17 protein-coding genes are annotated in these 19,819 nt (G+C 71.1%); 10 read left to right on the forward strand and 7 right to left on the reverse strand.

Annotation, left to right across the window (positions count from 1 at the left end; translation table 11 throughout):
* Positions 1 to 69 precede the first annotated feature (69 nt).
* From moaC to galU, 3 genes are all read right to left on the reverse strand, one after another.
* Positions 70 to 549, reverse strand: coding sequence for a cyclic pyranopterin monophosphate synthase MoaC (gene moaC / locus ACWDX7_RS17515; protein WP_451490949.1), 480 nt, complete (start codon positions 547 to 549; stop codon positions 70 to 72).
* A 74-nt stretch (positions 550 to 623) separates the two neighbouring features.
* Complete coding sequence (gene glp, locus ACWDX7_RS17520) at positions 624 to 1,979, reverse strand: molybdotransferase-like divisome protein Glp (RefSeq protein WP_451491056.1); 1,356 nt, start codon at positions 1,977 to 1,979, stop codon at positions 624 to 626.
* 142 nt (positions 1,980 to 2,121) lie between these two features.
* The gene (gene galU, locus ACWDX7_RS17525) at positions 2,122 to 3,024 is read right to left on the reverse strand and encodes a UTP--glucose-1-phosphate uridylyltransferase GalU (protein WP_451490950.1); all 903 of its coding nucleotides are present in this window, start codon (positions 3,022 to 3,024) and stop codon (positions 2,122 to 2,124) included.
* A 110-nt stretch (positions 3,025 to 3,134) separates the two neighbouring features.
* Here galU and ACWDX7_RS17530 point away from each other — a divergent pair, with 110 nt between their 5' ends.
* Positions 3,135 to 3,779 carry a 5-formyltetrahydrofolate cyclo-ligase gene (locus tag ACWDX7_RS17530; RefSeq protein ID WP_451490951.1) on the forward strand — a complete coding sequence of 215 codons (645 nt, stop codon included), beginning with the start codon at positions 3,135 to 3,137 and terminating at the stop codon, positions 3,777 to 3,779.
* Positions 3,780 to 3,809: 30 nt separating this feature from the next.
* Here the strand turns inward: ACWDX7_RS17530 and ACWDX7_RS17535 are convergent, their stop codons facing one another.
* Complete coding sequence (locus tag ACWDX7_RS17535) at positions 3,810 to 6,677, reverse strand: penicillin acylase family protein (RefSeq protein ID WP_451490952.1); 2,868 nt, start codon at positions 6,675 to 6,677, stop codon at positions 3,810 to 3,812.
* Positions 6,678 to 6,918: 241 nt separating this feature from the next.
* Between ACWDX7_RS17535 and ACWDX7_RS17540 the strand changes: the two genes are divergently transcribed.
* The 7 genes from ACWDX7_RS17540 (at position 6,919) to ACWDX7_RS17570 (ending at position 13,465) form a co-directional block, all read left to right on the forward strand.
* Positions 6,919 to 8,427, forward strand: coding sequence for a potassium/proton antiporter (locus ACWDX7_RS17540; protein WP_451491057.1), 1,509 nt, complete (start codon positions 6,919 to 6,921; stop codon positions 8,425 to 8,427).
* 461 nt (positions 8,428 to 8,888) lie between these two features.
* Positions 8,889 to 10,292 (forward strand): MFS transporter, encoded by a 1,404-nt coding sequence (locus ACWDX7_RS17545; protein ID WP_451490953.1) that lies wholly within the window; start codon positions 8,889 to 8,891, stop codon positions 10,290 to 10,292.
* Between the two features lie 67 nt (positions 10,293 to 10,359).
* The gene (locus ACWDX7_RS17550; RefSeq protein ID WP_451490954.1) at positions 10,360 to 10,677 is read left to right on the forward strand and encodes an FmdB family zinc ribbon protein; all 318 of its coding nucleotides are present in this window, start codon (positions 10,360 to 10,362) and stop codon (positions 10,675 to 10,677) included.
* Positions 10,678 to 10,812: 135 nt separating this feature from the next.
* A complete protein-coding gene (locus ACWDX7_RS17555; protein WP_451490955.1) occupies positions 10,813 to 11,646 on the forward strand; it encodes an S-methyl-5'-thioadenosine phosphorylase in 834 nt (277 codons plus the stop codon).
* 182 nt (positions 11,647 to 11,828) lie between these two features.
* Positions 11,829 to 12,392, forward strand: coding sequence for a hypothetical protein (locus ACWDX7_RS17560; RefSeq protein ID WP_451490956.1), 564 nt, complete (start codon positions 11,829 to 11,831; stop codon positions 12,390 to 12,392).
* A gap of 123 nt (positions 12,393 to 12,515) precedes the next feature.
* Complete coding sequence (gene mscL, locus ACWDX7_RS17565; protein ID WP_451490957.1) at positions 12,516 to 13,016, forward strand: large conductance mechanosensitive channel protein MscL; 501 nt, start codon at positions 12,516 to 12,518, stop codon at positions 13,014 to 13,016.
* 47 nt (positions 13,017 to 13,063) lie between these two features.
* The gene (locus ACWDX7_RS17570) at positions 13,064 to 13,465 is read left to right on the forward strand and encodes a hypothetical protein (protein ID WP_451490958.1); all 402 of its coding nucleotides are present in this window, start codon (positions 13,064 to 13,066) and stop codon (positions 13,463 to 13,465) included.
* Positions 13,466 to 13,823: 358 nt separating this feature from the next.
* Here the strand turns inward: ACWDX7_RS17570 and ACWDX7_RS17575 are convergent, their stop codons facing one another.
* The gene (locus ACWDX7_RS17575) at positions 13,824 to 14,048 is read right to left on the reverse strand and encodes a hypothetical protein (RefSeq protein WP_451490959.1); all 225 of its coding nucleotides are present in this window, start codon (positions 14,046 to 14,048) and stop codon (positions 13,824 to 13,826) included.
* A 552-nt stretch (positions 14,049 to 14,600) separates the two neighbouring features.
* Here ACWDX7_RS17575 and ACWDX7_RS17580 point away from each other — a divergent pair.
* Positions 14,601 to 15,860: a cytochrome P450 gene (locus tag ACWDX7_RS17580; RefSeq protein WP_451490960.1), complete on the forward strand. Its 1,260-nt coding sequence runs from the start codon at positions 14,601 to 14,603 to the stop codon at positions 15,858 to 15,860.
* Positions 15,861 to 15,996: 136 nt separating this feature from the next.
* Here the strand turns inward: ACWDX7_RS17580 and ACWDX7_RS17585 are convergent, their stop codons facing one another.
* Positions 15,997 to 16,491, reverse strand: coding sequence for a DUF5949 family protein (locus tag ACWDX7_RS17585; RefSeq protein ID WP_451490961.1), 495 nt, complete (start codon positions 16,489 to 16,491; stop codon positions 15,997 to 15,999).
* A 501-nt stretch (positions 16,492 to 16,992) separates the two neighbouring features.
* Here ACWDX7_RS17585 and ACWDX7_RS17590 point away from each other — a divergent pair.
* Positions 16,993 to 17,448, forward strand: a complete 456-nt coding sequence (locus tag ACWDX7_RS17590; protein WP_451490962.1) for a DUF6299 family protein — start codon at positions 16,993 to 16,995, stop codon at positions 17,446 to 17,448.
* A 352-nt stretch (positions 17,449 to 17,800) separates the two neighbouring features.
* Here the strand turns inward: ACWDX7_RS17590 and ACWDX7_RS17595 are convergent, their stop codons facing one another.
* Positions 17,801 to 19,804, reverse strand: coding sequence for a SpoIIE family protein phosphatase (locus ACWDX7_RS17595; protein ID WP_451491058.1), 2,004 nt, complete (start codon positions 19,802 to 19,804; stop codon positions 17,801 to 17,803).
* Positions 19,805 to 19,819 lie beyond the last annotated feature (15 nt).

A 19,819-nucleotide genomic window follows, 5' to 3' on the forward strand; every position in this document is an offset into this window, starting at 1 on the left:
CGGGCCCGTCAGGGTGACCATGACTGTGACTGTGACTGTGGCTGTGGACCTCGCCGCCGCGCGGGGGGTTCACGAGCGCGTCCAGTCGCCGGACTTGCCGCCGGTCTTCTCCTCCACCCGGACGTCCGTGATGACCGCGCCCTTGTCGACGGCCTTCACCATGTCGATGACGGTGAGTCCGGCGACCGCGACAGCCGTCAGCGCCTCCATCTCGACGCCCGTACGGTCGGTCGTCTTCACGGTGGCGAGGATCTCGACGGCGTCGTCGGCCACCGACAGCTCCACCTTCACGCCCGAGACGGCCAGCGGGTGGCAGAGCGGGATCAGGTCGGGGGTCTTCTTCGCGCCCATGATCCCGGCGATCCGCGCGGTCGCGAGGGCGTCGCCCTTGGGGACGCCCTCACCGCGCAGCAGCTCGATCACCCGGGGCGAGACGAGCACCCGTCCGCTGGCGCGCGCCGTGCGGGCGGTGACGTCCTTCTCGGAGACGTCGACCATCCGGGCCGCGCCGGCCTCGTCGATGTGGGTCAGCCTGCTCTGCGTACTCATACTCTGCGCGCCGCTTCCGTCCGGGCCCCTCAAGGGCCTGTGTGGTGCAACACGCTACCCGCACCCGCCGGACTTCAGCCGAGCAGGATCACCTCCACCTCGGCCCCGGGCTCCAGCGAAGTGACGTCCTCCGGTACGACCATCAGCGAGTCGGCGTGCGCCAGTGCGGCGATCAGGTGGGAGCCGGATCCGCCGACCGGGCTGACGGTGCCGCTCCGCGCGTCGTACTTTCCGCGCAGGAACTGGCGGCGGCCGGCCGGGGAGCCCAGCGCCTTGTCCGCCTTCAGCACCGCCCGTACGCCCGGCCGGCTGACCTCGGACTCCGGCAGGCCCATGAGCGCGCGGATCGCGGGGCGCACGAAGAGCTCGAAGGAGACGTACGAGGACACCGGGTTGCCGGGCAGCGCCAGCAGCGGGGTGTGGTCGGGGCCGATGGTGCCGAAGCCCTGGGGCTTGCCGGGCTGCATGGCGATCTTGCGGAAGTCGATCATGCCCCCGTCCACGTCCACGGCCGCCTCTCCCACGTCGCCACCGGATCCGGCGCCCGAGCCCGAGCCCGAACCGGCGGTGGCATGACCGGACCCGACGCCGGACAGCGCCTCCTTCACCACGTCGTAGGCACCGACGCTGACCCCGCCCGTGGTGACCAGCAGGTCGGCCCGGATCAGCTGGTCCTCGATGGTGGCGCGCAGCGTCTCGGCGTCGTCCGCGACGGCGCCCACGCGGTAGGCGATGGCCCCTGCGTCCCGGGCCGCCGCGGCCAGCGCGAAGCTGTTCGAGTCGTAGATCGTCCCGGCGGTCAGCGGCTCGCCGGGCTGGACCAGCTCGCTGCCGGTGGACAGGACGACCACGCGCGGACGCGGTCGCACCCGGACGGTGCCGCGCCCGATGGCGGCCAGCAGGGCGATCTGCGGCGGCCCGAGCACCGTACCCGCGGCGAGCGCGAGGTCCCCGGCCTGTACGTCGCTGCCGCGCGAGCGGACGTGCGCCCGCGCCTCGGCGGCGCGGTGCACCCGTACCTCGCCGCCCGCGCCCTGCGGGGCGGCGCTGGCGGGGGTCATCCCGGTGGCGGCGCCGCCACCCGTACCGCCGTCGGTCCACTCGACCGGTACGACGGCTTCCGCGCCGGGCGGCAGCGGGGCGCCGGTCATGATGCGGGCGGCCTCGCCGGGGCCGACGGTCGGCAGTTCGCCGCTGCCGGCCGCGACGTCTCCGATGACGGTCAGCACCGCGGGGAACTCTTCGCTCGCACCCTGGACGTCGGCCGTGCGGACGGCGTAGCCGTCCATGGAGCTGTTGTCGAAGGGCGGGAGAGCGACGGGCACGGTGACGTCCTCGACCAGGACACAGCCCTGGGCGTCCAGCAGCTGGAGCTCGATGGGCTCCAGCGGCCGGACGGTGGCGAGGATGTCCGCGAGGTGCTCGTCCACCGACCAGAGCCGCTGCCCGTGCTGCTGGGACGGCCCATGCTGCTCGTGCCGGTGCCCCTGCTCGTGCTCGTGCCCCTGCTCCTGCTCGTGCTGTTCGCTCGGGAGCCGGCCGGTGTCCTGCGGTGCGGAACTGCTCAAGGTGCTACATCTCCTCCGTGACGTAACGGTGAAGCCAGGTGCGGAACTCCGGGCCCAGGTCCTCTCGCTCGCACGCGAGGCGGACGATGGCCCGCAGGTAGTCCGCGCGGTCCCCGGTGTCGTAGCGACGGCCCCGGAAGACCACGCCGTGCACCGGGCCACCGATGGTCTCGTCGGCGGCCAGCTTCTGCAGGGCGTCGGTGAGCTGGATCTCCCCACCGCGGCCCGGCTCGGTCTCCCGCAGTATGTCGAAGATCGCGGGGTTGAGGACGTACCGTCCGATGACCGCGTAATTGCTGGGCGCGTCCGCCGGGTCCGGCTTCTCGACGAGGCCGGTGACACGGACGACGTCCGGCTCGTCCGTGGCCTCGACGGCGGCGCAGCCGTAGAGGTGGACGTTCGCGGGGTCCACCTCCATGAGCGCGATGACGGTGCCGCCGGTGCGGGCGTAGATGTCCGCCATCTGACGCAGCAGCGGGTCGCGGGGGTCGATGAGGTCGTCGCCGAGCAGGACGGCGAAGGGCTCGCGGCCCACGTGCGGCTCGGCGCACAGCACGGCGTGGCCGAGGCCGCGCGGGTCGCCCTGGCGGACGTAGTGCATGGTCGCCAGGTCGCTGGACTCCTGGACCTTCTTCAGCCGGTCGTCGTCACCCTTGGCGATGAGAGCCGACTCCAGCTCGTAGTTCCGGTCGAAGTGGTCTTCCAGAGGGCGCTTGTTACGCCCCGTGATCATGAGCACGTCGTCCAGCCCTGCCGAGACGGCCTCCTCGACCACGTACTGGATGGCCGGCTTGTCCACCACCGGGAGCATTTCCTTCGGTGTGGCCTTGGTCGCCGGGAGGAACCGAGTGCCGAGGCCCGCGGCCGGAATGACGGCCTTCTTGATCACGGGGTGCAACATAGTCATGGCCAGAACGATAGTGGGTCTTATAGAACGCCAGAGCAGACCGTGGCCGATAGATCCGTTATGTACAAATTCTCAAGGATATTGAGCAAGCTAAGGATATTGAGCGAGCCGTGGTAGCCAGCCAGCCCCCCGCGCCCCAGCCTCCCGCCTCCCAGCCCCCCGCTTCCCCCAAGGCCGAGCTGCGCCGGGAAATCCTGGCCGCCCGCCGCGCCTTGTCCCCCGACACCCGGCGTACGGCGGCCACCGCACTCGCCGCCACGGCCTTCGGACTGCCCGAACTGGCCGGTGCCCGCACGGTGGCGGCGTACGTCTCCATCGGCAGCGAGCCCGGCACCCGCGACCTCCTCGACGCCCTGCGCGCGGCCGGCAAGCGGGTGCTGCTGCCCCTGCTGCTGGCCGACAACGACCTCGACTGGGCCGTCTACGAAGGCCCCGGCAGCCTCGCCGAAGCCGCACACCCGGGCCGGATGCGCCTGCTGGAGCCGACCGGCCCGGCCCTCGGCCCGGAGGCGGTGACCGACGCCGACGCGATGCTCCTGCCCGGGCTGGCGGTGGACGGGCGCGGCATGCGGCTCGGCCGCGGCGGGGGCTCCTACGACCGGGTGCTGGAGCGGCTGCGGCGCGCCGGGGCGCATCCCGCGCTGGTCGTGCTCCTCTACGACGACGAGGTGGTCGCGCGGGTCCCGGAGGAACCGCACGACCACCCCGTGCAGGCGGTGGCCACCCCCTCGGGGGTGCGCCGCTTCAGCTCATGAGCCCTGCGCGTCTCATGAGCCCTGCGCTTCTCATGAGCCTTGTGCGTCCGCTGGCTTGAGGGTCAGGGTGTCGACCGTGGCCTTGTCCACGGCGTCCTTGCCGAAGGGCCACTCCAGCAGCTCGCCCTTGGCCCACATCGTCGTCTGGTCGGTGTAGTTGCCGTGGTACGCGTGACCCGAGGCGCCCGTCAGGTTGATCCAGCGCGACTTGTCGAGGTCGTTGAGGTTCACGACCATGCGCATCGACGGCACCCAGGTGACCCCGTACCCGCTGGAGGCGTTCCAGCCGGTGGCGTTCACGGTGGCCTCGCCGCCGCCCAGGTTCCACGGGCCGCGGTTGAGGAGCCCCTGCATGAAGCCGGGGCCCGAGGTGCCGATCGTCTGGTTCTTCAGCGTCAGCTGGTGCAGGCGGCCCCAGCTCCACGTGGACTGGTCCTTGCCGAGTTTGGCGGTCAGCTCCCAGCGGGCGTCCTTCATGGCCCGGGCGAACAGCTCGTCACGGGTGGTGGCGGCCGGCTCCCGCAGCGTCTTGGGCGACTGCCACCAGGCCGACTTCTCGTCGTTGACCAGGCGTCGGACCACCTCGAACCAACGGTCGCCGCCGTCCGGCTGCGCCGAGTCCGAGTCCCGCTCACCGCACTCGCGGATCAGCTCGGCGAGGTCGTCGACGGGGCCGTGGGTCTCGTCGCGGACGTTCATGCAACTGCCCTCGACGCGCAGCTCCTTGGGCATCTTGTCGCCGAAGGACAGCTTGAGGATGTTGCGCCACACCGCGTTGAAGTAGGCGGCGGCCGCCGAGTCGGGCTCCTGGGTGTAGTTCCAGCCCTCCAGCAGCTTCTGGGCGGAACGCACGTCGGGGTCGGAGACCTCGATCTTGGCGAGCATCGGGGTCAGCAGCGCCGCGATCTCGCTGCTGTTGTCCATCTGCATGGTGCGCATGTCGTCGGTCGAGATCTTGCCGCTGTCCTTGATCTTCGCCTCGATGAGGTCGTTGATCCGCTGGCTGCGGGCGCCGTAGCCCCAGTCGGTGGTCAGCAGGTGCGGGTACTTGCCCGCGCCGGTCCCGTTCTCCGCGACGGCCTGGTTGGCGGTGACGATGTAGCCGCGGGACGGGTTGAGGTCCCAGGGCATCTCGCTCTGCGGGATGTAGCCGGAGTTGCCGTCCTTGCCGCCCTTCCAGGCGTACTTGGAGTCCCAGCCGGGGGCGGGCATGCGGCCGTCGCTCTGGCCGCGGACCGGGATCCGGCCCGGGGCCTGGTAGCCGATGTTGCCCTGCTGGTCGGCGTAGATCAGGTTCTGCGAGGGGACCTCGAAGTCGGCGGCCGCCTGCCGGAAGGCGGTGAATTCCTTGGCCTGGTTGAGCTTGAAGACCGCGTCCATCGACTTGCCGGGGTCCAGGGCGGTCCAGCGCAGGGCGACGGCGTAGCCGTTGCCGCGGTCGGGGGCCGAGGGCGCGACGGGGGCCCGGGCGCCGACCGCAGCGAGCTCGTCGCTGCGGTCGGAGACGAGCGGGCCGTTGTTGGTGGTGCGGACGGTGATCTTCTTGCTCTTGGCGCCCGCGACCTTGATGACCTCGTCGCGCGTGGTGAAGGGGAGCACCCTGTTGTCGTAGACGTAGCCCTCGGGCTTGACCTGCTCCAGGTAGAGGTCGGTGACGTCGGCGCCGAGGTTCGTCATGCCCCAGGCGATGTGGGCGTTGTGGCCGATGACCACGCCGGGCATGCCGGAGAAGGTGAAGCCGGCCACGTCGTACTTGCACTGCGGCGAGGCGGCACGGCAGTGCAGGCCCATCTGGTACCAGACCGAGGGCAGCTGCGGGGAGAGGTGCGGGTCGTTCGCGAGCAGCGGCTTGCCGGTGGTCGTGTGCTGTCCGGAGATGACCCAGGAGTTTGAGCCGATGCCGCTGCCGTTGGGCCCGAGGATCGCGGGGATCTCGTCGAGCGTCTTGGCGAGGGCGGACATCTGGGTGCGCAGGCCCACGGCCGCGCCCTGGGCGGTGGCATTGCCGGCGAGGCCGGTGGCGGTGCCGGTGCCGCTGGAGGTGCCGGTCCCCGCGCCCGTGGCGGCCTGGGAGCCGACGGCGCTGCCGGAACCCGCGGAGGAGCCGGCCGAGCCGGGGCCCGAGCCGGTGACGCCCTGGGGCGTGTACTTGCCGCCGTCCGTCTTGCCGCCCTCGACGATCGGCTTGTTCCGCTCGAAGGGGTAGGGCGGGTAGAGCTCCTCGATCTGCGCCTGCGTCATCTTGCCGGACATCAGCGCGCGGTCGATCTCGTCCTGCATGTTCCCGCGCAGGTCCCAGGCCATCGCCTTGAGCCAGGCCACCGAGTCCACCGGCGACCAGGCCTCGGGCGCGTAGTCGTCGCTGAGCTTGAGGGCGGCGTGCTCGACGGAGAGGTCCTTGCCGGACTTCCCCTTGAGGTAGGCGTTGACCCCCTCGGAGTAGGCCTGCAGGTTCTTCTTCGTATCGTCCGAGAGCTTCTTGTCGTACTCCGTCTGCGCGACGTGGCGCCAGCCCAGCGTGCGCAGGAAGGCGTCGGTTTCGACCTGGCCGGCGCCGAACATCTCGGAGAGCCGGCCGGAGGTCATGTGACGGCGTACGTCCATCTCCCAGAACCGGTCCTGCGCGTGGACGAAGCCCTGCGCGCGGAAGAGGTCCGCGTCGTTGTCGGCGTAGAGCTGGGGGATGCCGTGGGCATCGCGCTTGACGTCGACGGTCCCCGTCAGGCCGGGCAGCTTGAGGGAGCCGGTCGACTGGGGGAAGGAGGCGCGCACGCTGTCCACGCCCCAGTACCCCCCGTAGCCGAGGCCCGCGAAGAGCGCCAGGACCAGGACGAGCACGATCAGACGGGCGCGTCGTCCCTTCTTCTTGACGGAAGGAGCGGATTCGTTGGCGGGCATCGCTGTCCTTAGAGGGGCAGGGTGGTCCTGGGAGTGCTGGGAGCAACCATAGGCGCAGGACCGCTCCCGATGATCCGCCAGGGGTCGGGCTGCCCGGGACAGGGCCGGAGACTGGTTTCACAATGTGGGTATCACGTTAAGGAAAAGTCAAAGATTAGGTAAGGTAACGAAGTACTTGACCCAGAACCAGGAACGCCGCGGGAGTAACGACCGCCAGGCGCTTTGAGGAAAGGCCCGCCCGCTGACCGTCCACACGCTCAATGAGCTTCTGCTGATCTGCTCGCTCGTGCTGCTCGTCGCCGTCGCGGCGGTACGCATCTCTTCACGCAGCGGTCTCCCCAGCCTGCTCATCTACCTCGGCATAGGCATCGCGATAGGCCAGGACGGTATCGGCAACGTCGTATTCGACAACGCCGAACTGACCCAGGTCATCGGTTATGCCGCGCTCGTCGTGATTCTCGCCGAGGGTGGTCTGGGCACCAAGTGGAAAGAGATCAAACCCGCTCTGCCGGCGGCGATCATGCTGTCGCTGGTGGGCGTCGCGATCAGCGTCGGCGTCACGGCGGCGGGGGCTCACTACCTCGTCGGACTGGAATGGCGCCAGGCCCTGCTGATCGGCGCGGTCGTCTCCTCGACCGACGCGGCGGCCGTCTTCTCGGTCCTGCGCAAGGTGCCGCTGCCCGCGCGGATCACGGGTGTACTGGAGGCGGAGTCGGGCTTCAACGACGCCCCGGTGCTCATCCTCGTGGTGGCCTTCTCCACCGTCGGCCCGGTGGACGAGTGGTACGTCCTGATCGGCCAGATCGCGCTGGAGCTGGCGATCGGCGCCGCGATCGGCCTGGCGGTGGGCTTCCTGGGCTCCTACGCGCTGCGCCATGTGGCGCTGCCCGCCTCGGGCCTCTACCCGATCGCCGTGATGGCGATCGCCATCACGGCCTACGCCGCCGGCGCGATGGCGCACGGCTCCGGCTTCCTCGCCGTGTACCTGGCGGCCATGGTGCTGGGGAACGCCAAGCTCCCGCACTGGCCGGCCACCCGCGGCTTCGCGGACGGACTCGGCTGGATCGCCCAGATCGGGATGTTCGTCCTGCTCGGCCTGCTGGTCACCCCGCACGAGCTGGTGCGCGACTTCTGGCCCGCGGTGGTCATCGGGCTGGTCCTGACGATGGTGGCGCGGCCGCTGGAGGTCCTCGTCAGCCTGCTGCCCTTCCGGATTCCCTGGCAGGAGCAAGCCCTCATGTCGTGGGCCGGCCTGCGCGGAGCGGTGCCCATCATCCTGGCGACCATCCCGATGGTGTCCGGGATCGAGGGCAGCGACCGGGTCTTCAACATCGTCTTCGTGCTGGTCGTCGTCTACACCGTGCTACAGGGGCCGACCCTGCCCTGGGTGGCGCGCAAGCTGAAGCTCGGGCAGGCGGAGGAGACCGCCTCCGACCTCGGCATCGAGTCGGCGCCGCTGGAGAAGCTGCGCGGGCACCTGCTGTCCTTCGCCATCCCGAAGGCCTCGCGCATGCACGGCGTGGAGGTCAGCGAGCTGAGGCTGCCGCCCGGGGCGTCGGTCACGCTGGTGGTCCGGGACTCGCAGAGCTTCGTACCGCTGCCGTCGACGGTGCTGCGACGCGGGGACGAGCTGCTGGTGGTGGCCACGGATCCGGTACGGGACGCGGCCGAGGCCCGGCTGCGGGCGGTGGCGCGGGGCGGCAAGCTGGCCGGGTGGCTGGGCACGGGCGAGGAGCGTCCGGGGGCGTGAGCAGGGGGGCGCGGCGTGAGGATGGGGACGCGGGCGTGAGCAGACGCCCTCCCGGACCTGCGCGGGTGTCCGCCCATGTGACGTACTCGCCGGTTAGAGCGTCGTTCTAATTCGGCCATTTTCGGGGCTCTTTGCCCGTCTTTCGCCGCTTTATCAGCCCCTGAACTGCGAACTTCCCGTTAATCCCAGGTGAATACACGCCTTGTCGCCGTAATCACAGGGCGTGATAGCGGGCTTCCCTGTATGATGAAGGCACACCAGATCGAACCAACTCTGCCTGACGCAGAGCTGGCGCGACCGCAAAGCGGCCGTGGCCTCCCCGCAGTGGGCGCCCAGGTATCACTCGGTTCTGCGCAAGAGGACAGCTCTCGGGGCTCCCACATGTACGGGTGCGGCCGCTCACAAGGCGGCGCACCGTCCGCAGACGGGGACGCTCTACCAGGCAGCGGAAAGGCCAGGCCGTGACATCCGCGGTCACGACCGACAAGTCCGCCCGCCCCGGCTACGGACAGCTCCTGCGTACGCCCGGCGCCCTCAGCTTCCTGCTCCCCGGCTTCGCCGCCCGGCAGCCCTTCGCCATGCTGACGATCGGCATCGTCCTTCTCGTCCAGCACACCACCGGCTCGTACGGCGACGCCGGAATCGTCGCCACCGTCACCGGTGTCGCCATGGCGCTGTTCGCGCCGCAGATGGGCAAGCTCGTCGACCGGCTCGGCCAGAGCGCCGTGCTGATTCCCGTCGTCTTCGCGCACGCCGCCGCCGTCGGCGCCCTCACCGCACTCGCCATGACCGGCGCGCCGCTGTGGGCGCTCGCCCTGGCCGCCGTCCCCGCGGGTGCCTCCGTACCGCAGGTCGGGCCCATGGTCCGGGCCCGCTGGGCCGCCAAGCTGGAGGGCTCGCCGCTGCTGTCCACGGCCGCCGCCTTCGAGTCCGTCACCGACGAGCTCACCTTCGTCGTCGGCCCGGTCCTCGCGACCTTCCTGTGCACCTCGGTCCACCCGTCCGCCGGTCTGATCACCGAGGCGGCCCTCACCCTCGCGGGCGGCCTGCTCTTCGCCGCGCAGCGCGGCACGCAGCCGAAGCCGGTTCCCCGTCTCGCGGGCGATGAGAAGCACTCCTCCGCGCTGTCCTTCCCCGGCCTGCGGGTGCTGATCGTCGCCTTCGTCGGCATCGGCGCCGTCTTCGGCGGCATGCTGATCTCCCTCGCCGCCTTCTCCAACGAGATCGGCAACCCGGGCGCGAACGGCCTTCTCTACGGGGTCTTCGCGGGCGGCAACATGATCGCCGGCATCGTCTGCGGCACCATCGCCTGGAAGATCGGACCGCGCCGCCGCCTGATCCTCGGCTACCTGGGCCTCACCGCCGCCGCCTCCGTCCTGTGGGCCGTGGACTCCCCGATCCTGCTGGGCGCGCTCGGCCTGGTCGTCGGACTGTGCATCGCTCCCGCGCTGATCACCGGCTACACGATGATCGAGCAGCTGATCCCTGCCGCGTCGCGCACCGAGGCCTTCACCTGGCTCACCGGAGCGGTCGCCTTCGGGCAGGCCGGCGCCGTGACCCTGGCCGGCCGCCTGACGGACGCGCACGGATCCTCGTACGGCTTCCTCGTGCCCATGGCGGCCACCGCGCTCGCCCTGGTCACCCTGCTGGCCCTGCGCTCGAAGCTGGCGCCGAAGGCCCCGAGCCGGATCGTCACTTCCTCGGGGCCGGGCCGTACGTCCGCACCCCGGCCCGCCGGGAAGACCGAGCGGGAGACGGCCGGGGAAACCGCCGGCAAGACCGGCCGGGAGACGGCCGGAAAGACACCGGACAACCGGGTGAACGGGCGTGGTCTGGGTCACCGAGTGCCGGTGACGGTGGACTGATCGGCCGGAATACGTCACCATGGAGCGTCGTTAGCACTCATTGAGTGAGAGTGCCAGGAGGAAATTCGTGCCGACCTACCAGTACCAGTGCACCGAGTGCGGTGAGGGCCTTGAGGCCGTGCAGAAGTTCACCGATGACGCACTGACCGTGTGCCCGAGCTGCGACGGACGCCTGAAGAAGGTGTTCTCCGCGGTCGGCATCGTCTTCAAGGGCTCCGGTTTCTACCGGAACGACAGCCGTGGCTCTTCGTCGAGCAGCACGCCTGCCTCGAAGCCGGCCTCTGCCCCGTCGTCCACGACGGCGACCGCTGCGGCCCCGGCCGCCGCGTCTTCGTCGTCCACGGCGGCGTCGAGCACGAGCAGCAGCTCCAGCTCGGCTGCCTGACCGGTCCCGTACCCGGTCGCACACCGGGTCCCACACCCGTCCGACGGGTCCGGCGCGTTTGATCGTCCGCCGTCAGGCCCCACTGCCCTTCCCCGGCCAGTGGGGCCTGACGCATGCCCGGTTAGGGTGAGCGGCATGGCGAACGCAGAGATCGGTGTCATCGGCGGCTCGGGCTTCTACTCCTTCCTGGAGGACGTCTCCGAGATCCAGGTGGAGACTCCGTACGGGCCCCCGAGCGACTCCCTCTACCTCGGCGAGCTCGCCGGGCGCCAGGTGGCTTTCCTGCCCCGGCACGGTCGCAGCCATACCGTCCCCCCGCACAAGATCAACTACCGGGCCAACCTGTGGGCCCTGCGCTCGATCGGCGTCCGCCAGGTGCTGGGCCCGTGCGCGGTCGGCGGCCTGCGACCGGAGTACGGGCCGGGCACACTGCTGGTGCCCGACCAGCTGGTCGACCGTACGAAGTCCCGCGCCCAGACCTTCTTCGACGGTGAACCCCTCCCCGACGGCAGCGTCCCGAACGTCGTGCACACCACCTTCGCGGACCCTTACTGCCCGGTGGGCCGGGAGGTCGCCCTGGCGGCGGCGCGGGGCCGGAACTGGGAGCCGGTGGACGGCGGCACCATGGTCGTCATCGAGGGCCCGCGCTTCTCGACGCGCGCCGAGTCGCGCTGGCACGCGGCGGCCGGCTGGTCGGTCGTCGGCATGACGGGCCACCCGGAGGCGGTCCTCGCCCGTGAGCTGGGGCTCTGCTACACCTCGCTGGCGCTGGTCACCGATCTCGACGCGGGCGCGGAGACGGGCGAGGGCGTGTCGCACACGGAGGTGCTCCGGGTCTTCGGCGAGAACGTCGGCCGGCTGCGCGAGGTCCTCTTCGACGCGGTGGCCGCCCTGCCGACCACGGAGTCGCGCGCCTGCCTGTGCACCCACGCGCACGACGGCTGGGACCTCGGCATCGACCTGCCGTAGCACGCTGGCGCGGCGGCCGGGGGGTGCGTCCGAGGCCCCGGCCGCTCGTTCGGGCGACGAGGTTGTCCACAAGCCGGGGATCGTCCACAGGGCGCGACGGGATTCCGGGGGACGGCGGATCGTGAGGGGTGTCCGGACGCCGGGTCCGGACACCGGAACTCACTCAGTTGGTGGTGCTCGTCATGTCCGGAACTTCTTGGGCCTGCTCAGTGACCTCGGAGCCGCCGATCTCCTCGGCCTGCTCCGTGCCATCGGCGCCTGCGCTCCCTTCCCCGTGTCCTCCCGCGCGCCCGGTCCCGCTGTTCCCGCCGCTGCGGGTGGGCCGGAGCGGGGACCGGCTGCGCAGGGCGGTTCAGCGCCGGCGCCGGGCCGCATCGGCCGGGCTGGCCGTCGTGGCGGCGGCGCTGGCGGTGGGCGGCACGGAGGCGCGGGCCTCGCGGGGTTCCGCACCCCCGGAGGTGAAACCTCCGCCCGCCGCCGTGCGGTTGGTGTCCGCCCCGGTGCGCATCGCGGACGCGGGAGCGGTGCGGCTGCTGCGGCCCGGGGACCGGGTCGACGTGGTAGCGGCGGAGCGGGCTGGGCCGCCCCGGGTGGTGGCGGTGGGCGCCCGTGTTGCCGAAGTACCCGACCCCGACCAAGGTGCCGGGGACGGTGGGGCGCTGGTGGTCCTGTCCGTGCCCCGGGACACCGCGCGGGATCTCGTGGGAGCGGGAGCCATGACGCGGCTGGCGGTGACGTTGTGCTGAATCGCACGCGCGAGCGGTCAAGTCACATCGAAGTGGGCACCGATTGGACAGACCGGGCCCGGACTGCCGTAGCTTTCGGACCCGTTGGCTCCGTATTTGGTATCCGTGAAGAAGGGCTCAGTGGTGAGCGAGAACAACAAGGAGAGCGTCCTGGCGGGCTTCAAGGCCTTCCTGATGCGCGGCAACGTGGTGGACCTGGCGGTGGCCGTGGTCATCGGCGCCGCGTTCACGAACATCGTGAACGCGGTGGTGAAGGGCATCATCGGACCGGTGGTGGGCGCCATCGGCACGAAGAACCTGGACGTCTACTCCTCGTGCCTGAAGGCGCCCTGCGGCGTCAACGCCCAGGGCGAGCCGACGGGTGTCAACATCCTGTGGGGATCGGTCCTCAACGCCACGCTGACCTTCCTGATCACCGCGGCGGTCGTCTACTTCCTGATGGTGCTGCCGATGGCGAAGTACCTCGCGAAGGTGGAGAGCCGCCGCAAGGCCAAGGAAGGCGCCAAGGAGACCGTGGAGATCACCGAGCTGGAGGTCCTCAAGGAGATCCGCGACAACCTGGTCGCGCAGCGCACCGGCACCACCAAGGCGCCGACGCCTGCGCCTGCGCGCGACGCGCTCTAGAGCTCTGACCGGAAATGATCACCGGGGCACCCTGCGATGATCGGTGAATGAGCAAGCGTGAGTGGCAGGCGCTGACCAAGGCCGAGCAAGCATTCATGATCAACGCGTTCGAGATCGACATCCTGGCCGGTGTCTGGGGCGATCTCGACGATGCCGATCAGTCCCGGCCGGTCAACGAGCTGGCAGGGATCTTGCTCACTCTCATCGATCGTGGATGGATCGAGGTTCGTCGCATCGCGCCGTGGACGTCACCGTCAGGGGAGAAGGGCTGCCAGCTCGGGGAGCTAGTGCCTCCTGATCAGGTTCCGGCGGTCCTGGAAGACACGGCCAACTGGGAGTATCCGGTTGACGGAGACTGGAGCGGCGCAGTGACATTGGTGGAGACTGAAGCGGGCCAGAAGATGACCCGTCTTTCTCCCGAGGAGAGGGCCGAGGAGTTGGCCGAGTAGACCGCCACGGCGGTGGTGCCCAGGCCGCTACTGCCAGTGGGCGGCCACTCCACAGATGTCCCTCTCCCTGCGGACACGGGCGCGTTCGCGCCGCTGGGCGGCCAGGCGGCGGTGTGGCGGTGTGGCGGAGTCTGGTTGCGCCAGCGCAGGCAGCGGTGCGACTGGGGGCCTAGACAGGGTGGTTGGGTGGTTGGAGTGGCGACGGTGGATCGCCGCAGCGGCCCGAACGGGAGTCGGCACCGACCCGCTGATCGTTTCCGGTCACAGCACTAGCTGGGTAGGCCGCATGTGCGACTGACTTGACGCGGCTGCCGTGAGAGGACGCAAAGTCGGTGTGGCGCCGACGGGCCCCGGCCGGTCAGATGTGATGCGGGGGCTTCTCGTCCAGGAACCGCGCCAGGTCGCCCGCGCTGCCACCGGCGGCGGGCCGCTCGCCCCAGCCGCGGTCGGTATCGTCCGAGGACTGCTGGTCCAGGGGGTCGTCGAAGACCAGCTTGGGCTTCGGCCGAGGCCTCGTCGGCGCGGGCACCGGGGGGGCGCCGGTCTGCGAAGGCTGCGGGTCGGAGTCAGGGGCGGTGCTCATGCCTCCAGAGTACGTCCACCCCTCCCCCACCCCCCGCCCCGCTGAAGGCCCCGCCACCACCTCCACGCCGGCGAATCACGAGACACCCCTCCAGCCCCCCCCCGGTGATGAAGGGCACCTCCAGGTCAGTGGGCGATTGAGGCACGCATGCCGCCCTACCAACGCCGAAGCCCACCTCCGGCCCCCACCAGCGCTGAGGCGCACGTCCAACCCTCCGCTGATTGAGCCGCACCTCCAGCTGGCCGGTGATTCGAAGCGCGTTTCCAGCCTTACCGACCTTGAGCCGCACCTCCAGCGCAGCCGGTGCTTGAGGCACGCTTGCCGCCCTAGCCGAGTGCAGGCCCGCCCTCCGGCCTCAGGTGAAGCGCACCTCCAGCTGACCGGGGATTGGAGGCGAACGCCCAGCCCCGCTGGCGATTGAGGTGCCGGGCGGGGGCTGGGCCGTCACTCCGGCGGCCCCGCGCCCGTTCTTCAGCGCGGCAGCGCAGCGGCACAGGCACGGGCACAGCGCCCAGCGACACGGCACGGCGTAAGAGGAAGCAGAGGCACCCCATGGCTCTACCGGCACAACGGCACGGCACCGGTTCCGCCCCCGGGCGGGAACTGGCCGATCCGGCATTCTGGCAGCGGCCTCCCGCTGACCGCCTCGCCGCCTTCGCCCGGCTGCGCGCCCTGCCCGCGCCCGTCTTCGTGCCCGAAGGGACCGGCGGCCACTGGGCCCTCGTACGCCACGCGCACGTGCAGGAGGCCAGCCGGCTCCCGAAGGTCTTCGCGAGCGCGCCCGGGGTGACCACCCCCGAGCCGCCCCGCTGGGTACGCGCCCTGTTCGGGGACTCGATGGTCAACCTGGACGGCGCCGACCACGCCCAGCTGCGCAAGATCGTGCAACGGGCCTTCACCCCCCGGCTGCTGGCGGCCGCCGAGGCGGACATCCACGCGGTGGCCGCCCGGATCGTGGACGACGTGCTGGAGGCGCGCCCCGACGAGTTCGTCTCGGCGGTGGCCTCCCGGCTGCCCCTTGAGGTCATCTGCAACATGATGGGCATTCCGGAGCGCTACCGGGCGGAGATCGCCGACCGCGTCAACCACGCCTCCGAGAACATCGGCGTGGAGCGCGGCCTGGCCGCCCGGCTGCGGATGCCCGGGCGCGGGCTGCGGGCCCTGGCGCGCATGCAGCGGATGGTCGCGGGCATCGGGCGGGAGCGCCGCAAGAACCCGACCGACGACCTGATCTCGGCGCTGGTGTGCGCGAACGTCGACGGCCAGGCCCTCGGCGCACGGCAGTTGGGGGCGTTCTTCTCGCTGTTGATGGTCGCCGGGGTGGAGACCACCCGCAACGCCATCACCCACGGGCTGACGCTGCTCACCGACCATCCCGCCCAACGCGACCTGCTGCTGTCCGACTTCGAGCGGTACGCGGACGGCGCGGTGGACGAGATGATCCGGCACTCGACGCCGATCATTCAGTTCCGCCGGACGGTGGCCGCCGAACACACCCTGGACGGGCACGTGTTCCAGCCGGGCGAGAAGGTGGTGCTGTACTACGCCTCGGCCAACCGCGACGAGGCGGTGTTCCCGGAGCCCGACGCCTTCGACATCACCCGCTCACCCAATCCGCACCTGGGATTCGGTGGCGGCGGGCCCCACTTCTGCCTGGGCGCGCACCTGGCACGCGTGGAAATGAAGGCCCTCTTCCGCGAGTTGCTGACCCGTCCGGTCGGGCTGCGCGCGACCGGCCTGCCGGATCTGGCGGGGTCGAACTTCGACAACCGGGTCCGGTCCCTGAAGTTCGCCTTCGAACGCCGCCCGTAACGCGCACCGCACGCCCTACGCCCCGCCTCGTACGGCCAAGCGGCCCCGCTCTGCCCCGTACGTACGCGGAACCGGCCACCGGGCGGGCTGGGAGCCCGGCGGCCGGAGCGCGCGCTGCGCGAATCACGCCCGGCGGCTACTTCTGCAGGCGCCGCACGGCGAGGACGCAGTGGGCGCTGCTGATGAGCACCGACTCGTCGCCCGCGAACTCCTGCAGTGTCTTCGCGTCCACCGGCTGGCCCGGAACCGCCTCGGGCCAGGCGCGCGTGGCGAAGAGGAAGTACGCCTGCCCGCTCTCGTCCGCCGCGGCCACCCACTCGTCCGGCGCGATGCACTTCGCGTTCATACCGGGCAGCGTGAGCGCGATCTGGTTGCCCTCCAGGAGGATCTGCACCGGGAAGGCGGCCGGGTTGCGGGTGCCGTCCATGACGACGTCGCCGATGGGCAGGCCGATCTCCTCCAGCAGCCCGCGCGCGGCCGCCTCTCCGGCCTCCCTGCCCTGCGGGCCGTCACCGAGGGTGTAGGCGAGGAGGTACGGGATGTCATGGGCCTCGGAGGGGTCGCCGATCCAGGCGAGCACCGAAAGGGTGCCGAGCTGCGACCGGTCGATATCGGCTTGAGTAGAAGTCATGCGCGCACCCTAGTGCTCTCTCCCCCGGGGCTTTCACGGCGTTTCACCCGAGCGGGCTATACATCCCGGCATCCCACTCCGGAATTCGCCCGCCTGTTCCCGTCCCGGAAGGGGAGCCGCCCCGGAGGCGGTTTTCCCGGAATTTCGAACGGGCCGCGTTCGCCGCCCGCTCACGGACGCGGCGGAATCGAAAGATTCGTGTTTTGCCGGTCCTCGCTCAGCCACCGGGCACCCCCGTTCACCACCGGAGGCCACCGGCCCCGCCGTCGTGCGCCCTCGTGCGCCGCCGTGCTCCAGCCGAGTCCCGGCGCCCCGTATGCCCCGTACGAGTCCCCGCCTCCCCGACACGACCACACCGGCACAACCACACCGACACGAGCACACGGAGCGAGGTGCCGGCCGCCGTGCCGCAGCACAATTCGTTGGGGCGGATCAGTACCCCCATCCGCAGCCATCCACCACCCACCCACCAGCCATCCAGTACATCCAGTAGGAGGAACCATGCGCATTTCCGGACGCGCTCTCACCGCGGCGGCACTGTCCGCCCTTGCCCTGACCGCCGTATTCAATGCCCCCGCATCCGCCGGTGCGTTCGGCAATGAGATTTCCGTACAGAAGGAAGCCCATATCTCAAAGGACGGCGCCGTCACCCTTTCCGGCACCTACCGCTGCCACAGCACGTCACCCGTCGGAGCGGTCCACATCGCCGCGGGGCTCCGCCAGGGAAGCACCCGGCTGGGCATCAGCGGCGAGACCGCGGTCTGCGACGGCCAGTACCACGAGTGGTCCAGCACCGCCTCGCTCCGCTACACGCCGGGCATCACCGCGGGCCGGGCCGTGGCCGAGGTCCAGCTGACGGAGACCCGCCGCCAGGGCGCCGGCATCGTGCCCGTGTCCCTGTCCGTCGTCCACCTCGCGGAGCACAGTCAGGAGATCGAGCTGATCGACCACCGCTGAGCGGCACGAGGCCCTCGCGCTGCCCCGCCCGGTAGCCGCCGCCGCCGGCACCGGGGGCTCGGCGCCACCCGCAGGCCAAGGGCCACCGGCGCCTCAGTGGCACTCGGGCGCCACGCCGGTCATCGACATGAAAGCCACGGACTGGCACCCCGGGTCATCATGCGGCCGTCCCGGGAACGGCGTCCAGTCCACGACCGTGGGCACGGATGCCGCCAGCAGGAGAAGTGCCGCGAGGGCCATCGCGGCACCCCTGCTCAGGGCGCGCACGGCGGGATCCGCTGCGAAGCTGTCCGTTCCATAGCCCGCATCATCACCCCACCGCGGGCGCCCCACAACTCGGCGTGATCCCCCGTCACTCCCCGTTGGCAGGTGCGCCCGCGGCGTGGAACTCGCACCAGACGGCCTTGCCCTCGCCCCGCGACTCGACCCCCCAGTGCGTGGCCAGTGCGTCCACCAGCAGCAGCCCGCGCCCCGTGGTGGCCGACTCCCCCGGGGTGCGCCGCCGGGGCCACACGCTGGAGCGGTCCTTGACCCACAGCCGGATCCGCCGGACCGGCTCGGGCAGTACCTCCATCGTCAGCACCGCCCCGCCGTCCGTGTGCAGCAGGGCGTTGACGAGCAGTTCCCCGGCAGCCAGCTCCACGTCGTCGGCGAGCTCCGGCATGCCCCAGTCGCGCAGGGCCTGACGCAGGGCGTAGCGGGCCTCGGAGAGCCCCTCCGGATCCGCCTGGTGGATGTACTGGTGGATGCGCGGCGCCCGGTGGGTGCCCGGGTCGGGGGCCCGGCGCAGCACCAGCAGGGCCACGTCGTCACCCGAACCCCAGCGCTCCCAGAGCCGGTCCGAGAGGTGGTCGGCCAGCGCCCCGGCCTCCTGCGGGCCGCTGCGGACCGCGTGGGCGAGCGCCTCCATGCCCTGGGTGATGGCCGTCCCCGGTTCCTCGACCAGTCCGTCCGTGCACAGCACGAGGATCTCCCCGGGGACCAGGTCGAGCCGGGTCTCGGGGAATTCCTCCTGCTCGAAGACGGAGGCCAGACCGAGCGGCAGGCCGCCGCGCACGTTGGGCCAGCCCGTGCGCCCGTCGGTATGGCGGATCAGCGGGCCGAGGTGCCCCGCGCGGACCGCCCGTACGCCTCCGGTCTCCAGGTCCACCTGCGCGTACATGCAGGTCGCGAAGCGTTCGGTGTCCAGTTCGGCCAGGAACCGCGAGGCCCGGGCCAGCACGGTGGACGGCGGATGGCCCTCCCCCGCGTACGCCCGCAGCGCGATGCGCAGCTGGCCCATGATGGCCGCCGCGTGCGTGTCGTGGCCCTGGACGTCGCCGACCACGATGCCGACGCGGTCGCGGGGTAGCGAGATCACGTCGTACCAGTCGCCGCCGACCTCCCGTCCGCTCCAGGCGGAGTGGTAGCGGACCGCGATCTCCCCTCCGCTGATCTCCGGGATCCGGCGCGGGAGCATGGCGGCCTGCAGCCCGGTGGCGAACTCCCGCTCCTGGTCGAAGAGGAGCGCCCGCTGGAGGGACTGGGCGACGATGCCCGCGAGTCCCAGGCAGAGGTTGCGCTCCTCCGGGCTGAACTCACTGCGCCGGCGGTAGAAGAGGACCAGGCCGCCGATCGCCTTGGCCTGCGCGATCAGCGGCAGGTAGGCGGCCGCGTCGTACTGGATGCGGTTCAGGTAGTCGCTGAGCAGCGGGAACTCCTCGCCCAGCGCGGAGAGCGAGGTGACGAAACGCGCCTGCCTGGTCAGTACCGTCTGGGACAACGGCAGCGAACCGTCGAGACGGGCGAGGTCGCGCTCGCTGAGGATCTCCAGGGTCTCCCCGCTCACCGCGATCATCTTGATGGTGTCGCCCTCGACCAGCCCCAGCGCCAGCCCGTCCGCGCCGAGCCGCTCCAGGGCCCCCGCCCCGGTCAGCGCGGCCGTGACGTCGTCGACGGTCACCGCCCGCGACAGGGCCTCCGTGGTCCGCTGCACGATGGTCGTCTGCTGGGCCCGCGCCGCCTCCAGCCTGCGCAGCAGCGTGGCGTGGGCGAGCTCCGCCGTCGCGTCCCGCACGATGCCGACGATCCGTTGGGCGCGTCCGTCGTCGTCGCGGATCACCCGGCCCTGGGTGTGCGTCCACTGGTCGCGGCCGTCGCGCCGCTGCACCGTGAAGTACGAGCCGTACGTCTCTCCGCCGCTGTCCAGGGCCGCCATGGCGGTCTCTCTCAGGCGCGCGCCGTCCTCGGCCGGGATCCGCAGGCCGAGGCCCTCGGGGGTGCCGTCGAACTCCTCGGGCTCCAGGTCGAAGACGGCCATCCCCGCCTCGTCCAGTTCCAGCGTCCCGGCGCCCAGGTCCCACTCGAAGCTGCCCATGCCGTTCAGCGCGAG

It is taken from the genome of Streptomyces sp. NPDC003034 (genome assembly GCF_053591375.1).